Origin of the sequence: Streptomyces sp. XY431, assembly GCF_001279805.1 — a bacterium.
Lineage (GTDB): Bacteria > Actinomycetota > Actinomycetes > Streptomycetales > Streptomycetaceae > Kitasatospora > Kitasatospora purpeofusca.
The window spans coordinates 1-11453 of record NZ_LGDO01000131.1 but is presented as its reverse complement, the minus strand read 5'-3'; the positions used below and the strand labels follow the sequence as shown (position 1 = coordinate 11453).

The window sequence follows — 11453 nt, the reverse complement described above, 5'->3', positions numbered from 1 at the left end:
CTGCCAGTCGTCGCCGCTCCAGCCCTCGGGGAAGGCTGCGGTGACCGACGCGAAGAACTGGCCGTTCTGCCACCGCCCGATGGTGCTCGTGCGGTAGTCGGGCTCATGTCTGATCGGGATGACCTCGGGAACGCTCATGGGCGGAACCATAGGCGCTACCTGGGACAACAGGCGGTGACAGCCTTGCCGCCTGTCCGCGCTGAATGAGATCTCAAACGCGGTCTCAGACCGCGTTTGAGATCTGCCGTGTCCCGTTGCTGAGGCGTTCGTTGAGCTCCCTGTGAGCGGTGTTGGGGGTGGATGTCCCTCGGACCTGACGGATGAGCAGTGGGCGCTGGTCGAGCCGTTGCTCCCGCGGGCGCGAACGGGCCCGAAGGGTGGCCGGCGGGAGAAGCATCCGCGGCGGCGAATCGTGGACGCGATCTTCTACGTGGTACGGACCGGGTGTGCTTGGCGGCAGCTGCCGAAGGACTTTCCACCCTGGCCGACGGTGTACTGGTACTTCACCTGGTGGCACGACGACGGCACCGTCGAGCGCATCCACGACGGCCTGCGCCGCCAGGTACGCGAGGCCGACGGCCGCAATGCCGAGCCGAGCGCGGGACTGATCGACTCGCAGTCGGTCCGCACCGCTGACACCGTGCCCGCGTCGACCAGGGGATTCGACGCCGGCAAGAAGGTCAAAGGCCGCAAGCGGTTCCTGGTCACCGACACCCTCGGCCTGCTGGTGGCCGTCCACGTGGTTGCCGCGAGCGTCCAGGACCGAGACGGCGGTCGCCGCCCGCTTCTGTGGGCCCGGCTCGACCACCCGCGGATTTCGAGACAGCTCGCGGAAGACCGTCCGGATCCCCCGGCCGGCCCGATCCCGGACACGACGAGTGGTCACCCACCGCAGGGATGCCGAGTGCTGTCCGCAGCTGCCTCCCGGCCACTGCCCCAGGGCGCCCCGGCCCGTGACAGAACCTGGCCCTCCAGGCCGCTGTCGTCCTGCCGACCGCCCAGGAACCGCTGCGCGACCTGACGGGCGCCACCTTCGGGCAACGACGACCGGCGGGCCGGTTCCCGGACAGCAAGCGCGGCCTCCGGCACACCCCGCTGACGCGCCGGGACGGCACACGGCTCCACACCGACACCCCCCGGGGGCGACCTCGACCGCATCCGGCGCAAGCCGGACGTTCCCGTCGGCCCCGGCGTGCCCGAACAGGACACCCGGACCGCAATGCCCGCCGCTGCACGGTCGATGGCGTCCTGCGGAGCAGGCGCACGCCGGACCCGGTGACGGTGCGGGCCTGCCCGCCGATCCGGCGGCGACCGACGGTGTTCCGGCTCGCGGCGGCCGCCGCGTCGGCGCCGGTGACGGTCCCGCAGGAACGACCCGGCCGGAGCGCGGCGGGGACGGTGGAAATCGGGTGCCGGGGGTCCCGTGCGTGGCAGACCGGAAAGGGGGCACACGGCTGCCGGGCGCGCCGGGCGCTCCGGACAGGGGAGGCGTCATGGTGGCCACCGCACGGGAGTTCCGGTCCAGTGGGGAGGTGCCGACCGGTCCGTTCCTGCGCGCCGCCGGGCGGGCCGGTTTCACAGCCCGCGGAGTCGTCTACGTCGTGATCGGCTACCTCGCCCTGCGGATCGCGACGGACGGCCGGGGCCCGGACGAGGCCGACCGTGAAGGGCACTGCGCCAGATCGCGGCCCGGCCCGGCGGCACGCTCCTCCTGTGGCTGCTCGTCCTCGGCTTCGCGTGCATGACGCTCTGGCGCGCCGCCGCCGCAATGTCGTACGACGAGCACGGCGGCGGTCGGCGCAAGCCGGGCAAGCGGTTGCTGGACGCCGGGCGGGCGGTGTTCTACGCGTCGCTCTGCCGGGGCACCGCCGTCTTCGCCTCCGGTGCCGCAGGCGGGTCGAACAGCGACCGCGCCTCCAAGGACCGGACGGCCGACGCGCTCGCCCTGCCGGGTGGCCGCCTGCTGGTGGGCGCAGCCGGCCTGGCACTGGTCGGCGTGGGTGTGGGCATCGCCGTGCGCGCCGCCCTGCGGACCTTCCTGCGCCGACCGGACACCGTCTCGATGGGCCGGCGCGCCCGTACCGCGGTCACCGCAATCGGGGTCGCCGGCAACGCGGCGCGCGGCGTGGTGTTCGCGGGCGTGGGGCTCTTCGCCGGCACGGCGGCGGCCCGCTACGACCCCGGGCGGGCGAGAGGCATCGACGACACCCTCCGGTCCTTCGCGCACACCCCGGCCGGCCCGTGGCTGCTCGCCGCCGTGGCGGTCGGACTGCAGCTGTTCGGCGTCTTCTCGTTCGTCTGCGCACACCGACGGCGCTTCTGACCCGAAGAACACCTCCCCCACCGCATCCGGTACCGCCGGCCCTGCGCCGCGCGGCCACGGTCACCGTGCAGTGGCCTGGCCCCTGTGCCGTCCGCCGACCGGCCCCGCCCGCTGACGGTCCGACAGTCTCCAGGATCGCGATGCCACGACAAGCGGCTCATTGCTCGTCCTTGGGGCCCTGGACGTCGACAGGCTGCGTGCCGTCGAAGGTCACCAGGATCCCGAAGGGGTCCGCCAGTCGGAACCTGCTCTCCGTGAACCGGATCGCCCACGTTCGGTCGGCCCACACCACCACTTCGGGACCTGCCAACGGCAACTCCGGAAGATCCAGCCAGCTCAGTTCCTCGGGTGTGAGCTCGAAGTGCCGCTCCCTGAGCCGGGTCCGGCAGTACCGCACGGCTCGGTCGACGAAGACGTCGAAATTGCCCACAACGTCGAGAACGAGTTGGAGGGCGACCTCTTCAGGCGGCGCGGCCGGCTCGATCACCAGACTGACAACCGCCGCGTTACCACCCGCCGGCCCCGGGAAGCAGCCGGTCCAGCAGGCCAAGGACGCAGGGCTCTCCGTCCGTTCCAACGCGAGCCCAGCGATACGCAGCGTTGCAGGCAGGTCCACATCAGTGTCCGCGGTACTTGGAATTCCGCCGTCGTCCGACATCGGTTCAGCATATGCGAAGCCCCCTCACGCCGATCAGCCCGACAGCCGAGCCGCGCAGCGACCGCGCGACCGGCTCCGGGGCCGTGCCGTCGAGGTCGTGCCGGAGCCTCCGCGGGAGGAGTGCCGGCCGTTCTGCGGGCGGTGGTCGGCCGGCTTCCTCGGACTGTCGCTGCGGCGCCGCACTGCTGCCGCCCGGTGTGCACGCCGAGCAGTCGGAGGACGTCGGCGCGGCCGGAGCCGCCTCACCCGCCCCGGCCGCGCGCGGGCCGTACGCCGGATCAGGCCAGGCGGTCCGGAATCGGGGCGAGCGCGTAGTTCTCCCGGACGAACGAGTCCATCTGGTGCTGGTCACCGGAGAGGTTCACCACCCGGTCGACCTTGCCCGCCGCGTCGAAGTGCCAGACCGGCGCCCAGGTGGTGTCGACCTTCCCGGTGCCCTCGATGGTCCAGCCCCGGTGAATGTCGACCACGTACTCGTCGTTGACGCCGAAGAAGATCGGCTCCGCCTTGAAGCCGGACTTTCCCAGCTGGTCGAGGAAGGCCCGCACCTCGGCCACCCCGCGCTTGGTAGCGGAGAGCGGGTGGCGCCCCGGGATGGTCCACTCGGTCCCCTCGGCCAGCACCGCGCTCATCGCGTCGACGTCACCCGCGCCGTAGGCCGCGAAGAAGGCCTCGATCGCAGCAACCTTCGGGTCCTTCGTCCCACTCATGGGTCCCCCTCGAATCCTCGTGCACCGATGCCCCTGATCGGTGCCGCGGAGATCCTGCTCGAAGCAGATGCCCGACGCCAATGCGGTCCCGGTATGCGGGACGGATTCCGGTGGGTGGCGCAACGGTCGCGGAACCCCTTCGATCGGAGGGGTCCTGACCGACTGTCGTGCATCGGAGGCCTGTCCGGCCCGTCGGAAAGGGACGTGGAGCGTGCGCCACGTCGACACATCGCCGGAATCCGGGGCCGAGGGCGGTCCCGGAGGCCCACCGGGCGCGCATGGCCCGGTCGTAGACGACGAGGTTGCCGTCGGACTGCATGACGACCCTGCCCGGCGCGGTGTTGGCGGTCGTGGTGTTCCAGACCGCGTGGCCGCCCTCGTCGTACTGCACGAGGTTGCCGTCGTTCTGGTGGACGAGCCGCTCGTCGCCGTTGCCGGAGACCAGCGAGTCGCCGGGGAGCAGGCAGTTGCGCCAGTCCATGTGGTCCCAGCCGCGCGGGTTGCGCACGCAGTCCCACTCCCGGTCGACGTCGGCCGACGCGCTGGTGGCGGTGCCGAGGCCGATGACACCGGCCAGGGCGGTCGCGGCAGTTACGAGTGCGACGAGCCGCTTGGGGGGCCTACCAGTCTCAACCCCCAACCTTCCCACCGGCCGCTGACGGGCATCCCTTCCAGGGAAATCCTCGTCGGGCGACCTGGGAACGTAAGGGCTAGCGTGGAAATGGTGAACGTAGGTACCTGACATTTCGCCGCCCGCGGCAACTGTTGATCCGTGCATCCGGGAGGGGTCGCCGTGGAGCGCCGGCACAACCACAAGGAGATGGTGGGAATGTCGCACCAGTTCCCGGGTGCGGACAAGGGGTCCCCCGAGCTTGACGTGAGGGACGCGGAGCCCGTTCGGATACCCGACGGACTGGCCGGTGAGTTGTCTGCTCGCCCTGAACACACCGGCCGCAAGCACAAGCTCTACCCGGACATTCCGCTCGTTCTCGACGGAGAAGTGGTGGAGGACCTTGAACGCATGAACGCGGAAGTGACGCGGCCCTTGTTCATGACGCGTCTGATCCACAACTCGTCCCTGGCTCTGGGGGCCTTCACCGACCGCGAAGCGATGCTGTCGGAGGCGCGCCGTATGTACACCGACGCCGAGAAAGGGGCGCTGGAGGCGGCCCTCGAGGCGACCTGTACGCAGCCACCGGACGCCTTGCCCACACAGGTCTGTTTCTTCGAGGACATCGATGAGCAAGGCGACGTGAAGTGTGTGGGGGCGGGGCTGGGATATCCGGACCTGAGCAAAGTGCACAGAGGTTTTCTGGGCGCAGGGGATTGGATTTTCGTCATCTCCTCCTTGAGCAGGTGCCGGTTCGATGTGTCACTGTTCGATCTCCTCGAATGGCACGGGGACGAGTTCTTCCAACCCAAGGGATGCAATACTCCCGATCTCGGGCGCTTCCGCTGGAACGACCTGGCGGTGTCCATCGCGAATTGGGGGACGTGACCCGCCGCCCGATGCCAACGGCGGAGTGCGCCAATCCGCCGGGGGCAGCGGAACCGACGCCCGTCCTGGAGGCGCACCACGCCGGCGCGGCCCAGCGCCAGCGGCGGCCTGGCGTTGTTAGGGACGACGTCGCCCACCTCGGGCGCCTCCGCCCTCTCCGATCATCCTCGGTCGCCCTTGGTCGATCCAGCCGGCTATACCCAGGACCCGTACGCCGGACGGTGCGGTGACGACTCCCAGGTCGGCAGAGGTTGACTCATCCGCTGATTCAACCAGGTACGGATCGGCTGACTCCCCGCCCCGGCAGTACGCAGCGCGCCACCGAAGCCGAAGTCACAAACCCCGGTGCTCCGTCAAACTCGGTACGCCCCGTGTACGAGCCGGCGGGTGCGAAAGCCTGCGGTTGTGAAGGCCTCGATGGTGACGGGGCGTTGGTGCAGCGGGACTCCGGGCAGATGGGGTGGCCACGGGGTCGGTCGGCCGAACGCGGTGATGCTGTCGAGGCCGTCGGGCCGTTCCCGGACGGCTGCACGAGGACGGCCGCGGCTGCGGGGGCCTCGCGGCAGTGCAGCCACGCCACTTCGCCGACGCGGGGCCCGCAGGCGTGGGGGCGGCGCAGCGCCATCGCGCCCAGTACCTGTCCGGAGCCGTCGTGGGCCACAAGGGCGCACGACTGCCCCTCGTGTGTCCCGCCGATGCGCGGGAGCGGGCGCTGCGCGGGGAGTTCGGCCCGCCCCGTCGAGGGCGCCTTCGGCGTCGCCGGGTCGCTTCGCGCAGCGGCCCGACGACGTTGCTGCCGGTCGTGATCGGCGATGCCACGATCTAGGCCGGGACCGGTCCGACGTCGACGCCCGAGATCCGGCCGAGTTCGTCGAAGGAGACCACCGCGGTGCCGCCGCCGGGCAGCTGCGCGGTAGTCCGGTCGGCTTCCTCCCGTACCTGGACCCCGTGCAGGGCGAACCAGCCTTCGACCACCCGCCGCGGCGAGCGGGCGAAGAGCTGCGCACCGGTGAGCAGGTGGCGCGGCATGGCGACCGGGTCGAACCCTGCCGGCCGGAGCTGCGGGTCCTGCGGCACGAAGTAGACCCGGCTCCCGGGGCCGGCTTCCTGGCCGAGGTAGCCGGGTGCACCGAGCACCGCCGCGCCGAGGAAGGCCAGCGCCTCCGCGGCATGGCGCGGATCGATGAAGCCGGCCAGGTCCACGCCCTCCTGCACCAGCTCGGCGACGCCGTGTCGGCGGCCGAACTCGGCGATCCGCTCACCGGCCGCGACCACCGCGCCGCCGCGCAGCCCAGGGTTGGCCCAGCCCCACAGCCAGGTCTGCTCGTCCGTGTCGTAGCTGCCCAGCAGCCCGACCCGCAGGGTCCGGCCGCCGGACTCGTAGCGGCACTCGTCGAGGTCCGCGCTCCACGGGCCGCCCGGGACGGCCTGGCCGATCAGTTCGAGCTGCTGGGCGCCCCACGCCGCGTGGTACTCGGCGGCGTCCAGAAAGGCGTCGGAGAAAGCAGTGATCATCCGGGCAGCCTAGGGGACGTCGGCTGCGGGCCCGGAGCAGGGCCCTGACCTGAGGTAGTCCCGGGATCAACCCAGGTCAACAGCCACCAGCGACAGGCCCGGCCAGGCAGGCCCTGGGAACGGTCTGGCTGACGGGCAACCCCGGGGATGTGACGTCTCCCCAGGTCAACCGCCCGTAGGTGGGGAATCGAGCAGAGCAGTTCTGTGTCGCGCGCCTGGGCCAGGGTGCTCCACTGCTGGCCGCAGAAGCGCCACCAGATCGGCGGCGCCGAAGCGGCGCAGCGGCGGCATGGTGGTGGCCACCACCGGGAGGGCGGGGTGCGGCTGCGCGGTCATGATGCCGTCCTCCCAGTGGGCGGGTGCGTGCCAGGCGTGCCGGGAGGCGCGGACACGGCGCAGCAGTCGCTCGCGGTCGGCTTTCGCCTTGGCCTTCTTCTGCTCCGCAGTGCGCGGTGGGGCGCCGGGTCGGCGGGTGCGCTTGCGGCCGGCCTCGAGAACGAGCGCGACCGGGGGCAGCCCTTCGCGGCCGGTGGCCGGGTGGCGGTCCACAGGCGCAGGTCGTGGGCGCGGGCGCCAGGACGGTGGAGCGAGGTCTCGAAGGCGCGCTTGGTGGCGCCCTTCGCGGGGAGCCGGCACCAGGTGCGGTGGGTGGCGAGCTTGGCCACGAGGGTGCCGGCGCCCTCGTTGTCCCGGTCGACCTCCACCAGGAGCACCGGCACGTCCGTGCCGGGGTCGGTGAGGACCAGATCGGCGAAGAGCGAGCGGCGGCCGGGCAGCTTGTGCTCGACCTCGGTGGAGAACGCGGCGCGGGCTCTGTGCGGACGGCAGCTGCGCGATTTCGGCGTCGACCACCGTCCGATCGAGGCGATCGTGAAGGACGCCCGCGCGGAGGTGAATGCCTCCTTGTCAGGTACGAAGGAGACCGGGTGTCGGCCACCCGCCAGATCGCCCTGCGCGCCGCCTACTACCTCACCTGCGGCGGGTGGAAGCGCCCTGCTGGAGCGCAGCGACCTCCCGGGCAGCGGGCCCACCGCTCATGCGCGAGGAGAGGCGGACCTTCTTGTCGTGGGCCGAGCGTTGCAGGTGTGTGTTTTGGCACCCGGTGCAGGGCGACCCGCTGGCGGTCCGCCTGCGGTGCGGAGCCCGAGCCGGACCGCATTGCGCTCGGCCCGGAGCAGGGCGCCGTACAGCTCGCCGGCGGCGGGCATCGAGTCGGCTCCACCGTGCTGCTCGTGCGGGTCGCGGAGATCGGCCACCAGGTCGGCGGGGCGCTTGCGGTCCGGCCGGAGCGGAGACCTGGGCAGGGGCGCGCAGTGGCCTTCGCTCCGGTGGTGGTGCGGGGGCGCTGGCGGGTCACGGCCACCGTCCTCGCCGATCCGACGGCGTGCGGCTCAGGAGTCCGCCTCGGTGCGGAGGTGGCCGAGCAGCTCCCGGGCTGCGGTCTGCGCATCCGCGCAGTTGCGGTGGCCACCGTAGGGAACCGGGGTGCCGCGCACGGCCTCCAGCTGGGCGCTGATGGGCTCGCCCGGGTCGAGCGGGACGAATGCGACGGGTTCGTCCGTGATGGGCCGCCCCTGCGCGTCGAGGAGGAACAGCCAGGTTCCGGCCGGTCCGTTGACGGCGGCAGCCGACACGTCACCGAGGCCCGTGGTGAGCCGGTGTGCCAGGTCGGCGGTACGAGGGTCGAGGACGGTGGCGCCGCGCGGCAACCGGCGAGGCCGAGCGGGCCGGCGCGGACGGCGAGATCTCCTGGTGGGTGGTGGACGAGCCGGTGGACAGCGAGGTCGAGCAGGCCCTCGACGAACTGGTGCCGCGGTGGATCGCCGCCGACCGGCCGTTCCGGCGGCCGCGCTTCCCCGGCCGCGAGACCTCCTGGTCGGACTGGCCCGCCCCGCCGGAGCACCCCGACGCGTGAGCAGCCCCTGTCGTCGTGCGCCGGGGGCGGCAGTGGCCGCCCCCGGCGCACCGGTCACCGCAGCGCGTCGCCACCACGCACACCGGGTGCGGCCGGGTCGGCGCGGTGCCCGGTTCGGCACCGCCCGGTCGTGGCCGGGCGGGTCGCCGGGGTCAGAGCCAGCCGTGTTGGGCGGCTTTGATGCCGGCTTCGAAGCGGCTGGTGGCGTTGAGGCGTTCCATGATGGAGGCCATGTGGCGGCCGACGGTGCGGGAGGAGATGCCGAGGCGTTGGCCGGCGGTGTCGTCGGTGAGGCCGGTGCCGAGCAGGCGCAGGAGGTCGCGTTCGGTGGGGGTGAGTCCGGTGGCGGGGTCCTCGGGAGTGGCGGCGCCGAGGGGGACGGCGGTGTTCCAGGCCTGTTCGTAGAGGTCGAGGAGGGCGTTGAGGATGCCGGGCTCGGTGATGTGCAGGGCGCCTTTGCGGGTGTCGTCGGGGTCGATGGGGACGAGGGCCTGGGTGCGGTCGACGATGACGACGCGCTGGGGGACGGTGGGGGCGGTGCGCACTTCGCCGCCCTGGCCGAGCAGCCAGTGGGCGTAGTGGGCGGCGTGCGGCTGGTGGCGGTTGGAGTCCTGGTAGAGGGTGCGGATGCTCACGCCGCGGGCGAGTGCCTGGGCGTCGGCCGGGCGGGAGGCGGCGAGGTCCTCGGGGCGTTGGGTGCCGGGCTGGCTGCTGAGGACTTCGCGGGTGGCGGTGCGGCCCATGCGCTCCAGGCGGCCGTGGATGGCGTCGAGGCCGAGGAGGCGTTCGCCGTGGGCGGTGTGGTGTTCGGCGCGGTCGGCGACCATGCGGGTCACGGCGGCGCGGGAGGTGGCGAGGGCGGCCTGGCGGGCGGCGAGGTCGGCTTCCTGGCGGGCGACCATGTCGGCGAGGCCGATGGCGGGGTCGACGGCGCGCATCCTGCCGGGGTGTTCGGCGGAGGCGCGGATCAGCATGAGGGTGCCGAGTTCGTCCAGGGCGTCGTGGAACTGGCCGGGGGTGAGGCCACTGCGAGCGGCGAGGGTGTCGATGTCGTCGGCAGGACCGTCGAGCATGGCCCGGTAGACCTGGCAGGCAGTGGACGAGAGGCCGAGTGCCTCCAACATGGTTCCCCCCGGAAACGTGTGGCGGACATGCACGACGGTGCACGAACGTGACTGATGATTTCAGCGGGGCGCAGTTGCACACAAGGGCCGACCTGTCCCGCCTGCGGCGGCTTTCACCGGTTTGACCAGCGGATTCCCCTCTGTGTCACCTACTGGGGGACCGGCCGCGCCCCAGGTCCTGACATGTCTACGGCGGACTGTCCGATGTCGGACAGTCCGGTTGGCGACAGCCGGTTCGCCTTCCGGTGGGCCCCGTGGCAGGCCAAGCTGGTGATCGCCGCCGGAGAAACCGACCGGACGGCGAACCGGAACGAGCGTCAACCGCGGGACGCCGAACCGGAACTCCCGTGTCCAACCGAGTCGTTCAGGAGAATCACCGATATGCGCAGCCACCTGGTCAAGGTCGTCGCGGTCACCGCCCTCGCCCTCACCGCCCTGTTCGCGGCCCCGGCCGTCCTCGTCCCCTCCGCCTCCGGACCCGCCGCCGCTGCCCCCTCCCCCTCCCCGAGCGGCACCGTGCCCGGCACCGGCGACAGCCTCGGCTGGGGCTGACCCCCCTTGGACGTTGTCCACGCCAGCCTGAGGCGCAGGGACCGCGGTGCGGTCGCGTCGCAGGAAGCGAGCGAGGTCGTCGGCATCCTGTGGGCCCACGCCCGGCCCGGTGACGCGCTCCAGCACATCACCGCCCGCCCCCAGGACGACCGGGTGGACCTGCTGCTCTACCTCCTCACCCGCCGCACTGCCGACGGCCCGTCGGACCCCGTCGCCTCCGCGCACACCCTGATCGCCCGGGGCCACCGCGCCTCGCCGCTGCTGTCCCGCCGCTACCACCCGCCGGCGCCGGAGACCTGCTGATCGTCCGTCATCAGCCCGCCGGGCCGCCGGCGGGGCCTTCGCCCCGGCTTTTCGACACCGACCGCTGTTCCTGCAGGACAGCCGTCCGCCGACACCCGCCGGGCCGCCCCGCGCGCCCGCCGTGCCGCGTCACCACCCGAACCCGACCCAAGGAGATTCCGCATGCCTTCCTCCCTCCGCTCCAGGCTCGTCCGGCTCACCCTGGCCGCCGCCGTCGCCGCCTCCGGCGCGATCGCCACCACCGCGGTCACCGTCGCCACCGCCACCACCGCCCAGGCGGCGTCCTCGGTGGGCGGCCAGATCACCCGCAGCGAGGTACTCGCCCGTGCCAACGACTGGTACAACCGCAATGTCCAGTACGACCAGGATGCCTCGGCCGCCGACGTCGGCGGCCGCTACTACCGCACCGACTGCTCCGGGTTCGTCTCGATGGCCTGGCACCTGGCCTCCAGCGAGAACACCGACAGCATCGACGTGCGGTCGCTGACCACCCGCGTCGCGCTGACCGACCTCCAGCCCGGCGACGCCCTCGACAACGACCCCCACGACGGCAACATCCTCGGCTCGGGCCACATCGTCCTGTTCGACCGCTGGATAGACAGGTCCGCCGGCACCTTCGCCTACATCGCCGAGTCCAGCAAGGCCAACGACATGCAGAAGGGCACCGCCTCCATCTACGGCGGCGACATCGGCGGCCACCCGGCCAGCGGCTACTTCGGTCTCCGCTACAACAACATCACCGGCGCAAGCGCCTCCGCCGGTACGGAGTCGGGTGGTGCGGGGCGGGTGCGGTGGGCGGACTTCGACGGCGACGGGCGCGCGGACTACGTCGTTCTCAACGACAACGGTTCGGTG

At 72.2% G+C, this 11453-nt stretch carries 11 protein-coding genes and 3 pseudogenes; 8 read left to right on the top strand and 6 right to left on the bottom strand.

Features of this window, described 5'->3' with window-relative positions; translation table 11 throughout:
- Positions 1 to 304 precede the first annotated feature (304 nt).
- The 3 genes and pseudogenes from ADK60_RS16560 to ADK60_RS16555 all read left to right on the top strand — a co-directional run.
- Positions 305 to 808, top strand: a pseudogene (locus tag ADK60_RS16560) (IS5 family transposase); the annotation flags it as partial.
- A 685-nt stretch (positions 809 to 1493) separates the two neighbouring features.
- Positions 1494 to 1745, top strand: coding sequence for a DUF1206 domain-containing protein (locus tag ADK60_RS46620; RefSeq protein ID WP_234371111.1), 252 nt, complete (start codon positions 1494 to 1496; stop codon positions 1743 to 1745).
- Positions 1742 to 2323 carry a DUF1206 domain-containing protein gene (locus ADK60_RS16555; RefSeq protein ID WP_234371110.1) on the top strand — a complete coding sequence of 194 codons (582 nt, stop codon included), beginning with the start codon at positions 1742 to 1744 and terminating at the stop codon, positions 2321 to 2323. Before ADK60_RS46620 ends, ADK60_RS16555 begins: the two co-directional genes overlap by 4 nt.
- A gap of 157 nt (positions 2324 to 2480) precedes the next feature.
- On the opposite strand, the gene ADK60_RS16550 is transcribed toward ADK60_RS16555, so the two are convergent.
- Positions 2481 to 2981 carry a hypothetical protein gene (locus tag ADK60_RS16550; protein WP_159400463.1) on the bottom strand — a complete coding sequence of 167 codons (501 nt, stop codon included), beginning with the start codon at positions 2979 to 2981 and terminating at the stop codon, positions 2481 to 2483.
- A gap of 278 nt (positions 2982 to 3259) precedes the next feature.
- The gene (locus ADK60_RS16545; protein ID WP_053646817.1) at positions 3260 to 3691 is read right to left on the bottom strand and encodes a nuclear transport factor 2 family protein; all 432 of its coding nucleotides are present in this window, start codon (positions 3689 to 3691) and stop codon (positions 3260 to 3262) included.
- A gap of 829 nt (positions 3692 to 4520) precedes the next feature.
- Between ADK60_RS16545 and ADK60_RS16535 the strand changes: the two genes are divergently transcribed.
- Positions 4521 to 5189 (top strand): hypothetical protein, encoded by a 669-nt coding sequence (locus ADK60_RS16535; RefSeq protein WP_045941352.1) that lies wholly within the window; start codon positions 4521 to 4523, stop codon positions 5187 to 5189.
- An 822-nt stretch (positions 5190 to 6011) separates the two neighbouring features.
- On the opposite strand, the gene ADK60_RS16530 is transcribed toward ADK60_RS16535, so the two are convergent.
- The 3 genes from ADK60_RS16530 to ADK60_RS16525 all read right to left on the bottom strand — a co-directional run bounded on the left by ADK60_RS16530 (position 6012) and on the right by ADK60_RS16525 (position 8338).
- On the bottom strand, positions 6012 to 6704 hold the full coding sequence (locus tag ADK60_RS16530) for a DUF6882 domain-containing protein (protein WP_053646813.1): 693 nt from the start codon (positions 6702 to 6704) through the stop codon (positions 6012 to 6014).
- 165 nt (positions 6705 to 6869) lie between these two features.
- On the bottom strand, positions 6870 to 7253 hold the full coding sequence (locus tag ADK60_RS44855) for a hypothetical protein (RefSeq protein ID WP_159400462.1): 384 nt from the start codon (positions 7251 to 7253) through the stop codon (positions 6870 to 6872).
- Between the two features lie 842 nt (positions 7254 to 8095).
- Positions 8096 to 8338 (bottom strand): hypothetical protein, encoded by a 243-nt coding sequence (locus ADK60_RS16525; protein ID WP_045941350.1) that lies wholly within the window; start codon positions 8336 to 8338, stop codon positions 8096 to 8098.
- Positions 8339 to 8424: 86 nt separating this feature from the next.
- Between ADK60_RS16525 and ADK60_RS16520 the strand changes: the two are divergent.
- A pseudogene (locus tag ADK60_RS16520) lies at positions 8425 to 8619 on the top strand (N-acetyltransferase); the annotation flags it as partial.
- A 152-nt stretch (positions 8620 to 8771) separates the two neighbouring features.
- Here ADK60_RS16520 and ADK60_RS47670 read toward each other — a convergent pair.
- Positions 8772 to 9743: a LuxR C-terminal-related transcriptional regulator gene (locus ADK60_RS47670; RefSeq protein ID WP_045941349.1), complete on the bottom strand. Its 972-nt coding sequence runs from the start codon at positions 9741 to 9743 to the stop codon at positions 8772 to 8774.
- Positions 9744 to 10124: 381 nt separating this feature from the next.
- Between ADK60_RS47670 and ADK60_RS44850 the strand changes: the two genes are divergently transcribed.
- The 3 genes and pseudogenes from ADK60_RS44850 to ADK60_RS16500 form a co-directional block, all read left to right on the top strand.
- Positions 10125 to 10295: a hypothetical protein gene (locus ADK60_RS44850; RefSeq protein ID WP_159394284.1), complete on the top strand. Its 171-nt coding sequence runs from the start codon at positions 10125 to 10127 to the stop codon at positions 10293 to 10295.
- 6 nt (positions 10296 to 10301) lie between these two features.
- Complete coding sequence (locus ADK60_RS16505) at positions 10302 to 10598, top strand: hypothetical protein (RefSeq protein WP_045941347.1); 297 nt, start codon at positions 10302 to 10304, stop codon at positions 10596 to 10598.
- Between the two features lie 162 nt (positions 10599 to 10760).
- Positions 10761 to 11453 (top strand): annotated as a pseudogene (locus ADK60_RS16500) (hypothetical protein); the annotation flags it as partial.